The organism is Kribbella swartbergensis, assembly GCF_054784135.1.
On the sequence record NZ_BAAGPM010000073.1, the window covers coordinates 1 to 896 of the forward strand.

Here is an 896-nt window from a genome sequence, read left to right on the forward strand (position 1 = left end):
GTGCTGGATGTCTACCGCCAGGTAGCGTTGGCGCGGCGCAACTCTCGCGAAGCAAGGAACTAAAAACATTTTTAGCTCGGTAATGAAACTAGAGCACCGGACTGGACATCCGACTCCAGGGTTTTTGGCTGGCGCGATCTGTGATTCACTCTCTGGAACTGGAGGTGGATCATGGGTCACTGCTATTCTCTCGATCTTCGGGTGCGGGTGGCCGACGTTGTCGAGGCGGGTCATTCCTGCCGGGCGGCAGCCCAGCACTTTGACGTCAGCGAGAGCTTCGCCATCAAGCTGGTGCGGCGAGCGCGGGACACCGGCTCGCCGGCACCGGCCCGCCAGGGCCGCCCGCCCGGAGGCGGCAAGCTGGTGCCCTATGAGAGCTTCCTGATCCAGACCGTCGAGGCAAGGCCGGCCATCACCATGCCCGAACTCGCCGCAAGGCTGCTGGAGGAGCATGGGATCGTCGCGGCCCCCGCGATGCTCTCGCGCTTCCTGTGCCGGTGCGGCTTCAGCTATAAAAAAGCCCTGATGGCAGCGGAGTGCGCACGCGCCGACGTGCGGGATGAGCGCCGGGTCTGGCGCGACCACCGTCAGGCCCGCATGCGCGAGCAGCCGCACCGCTTGATCTTTCTCGACGAGACTTACGTCAACCCCAAGATGCCCCGCCTGCGTGGCCGCTCGCGGAAGGGCCAGCGGCTGCGCATGAGCACGCCCTTCGGACACTGGCAGACGCATACCTTCCTGGCCGGGCTGCGCTGTCATGAGCTGAGTGCGCGGTGGATTATCGATGGCCCGATCACCCGCCTTTCGTTCGAGGCTTACATCGAGACACAACTCGCCCCGACGCTGCACACAGGAGACGTGGTGATCCTCGACAACCTCGCGGTCCATAAGAGCGA

1 protein-coding gene is annotated in these 896 nt (G+C 64.3%); it reads left to right on the forward strand.

Features of this window, described 5'->3' with window-relative positions; all coding sequences use genetic code 11:
* Nucleotides 1-171: 171 nt before the first annotated feature.
* The coding region (locus tag ACYVOK_RS35885; protein ID WP_460667079.1) for an IS630 family transposase at nucleotides 172-896 on the forward strand (725 nt) is incomplete at its 3' end.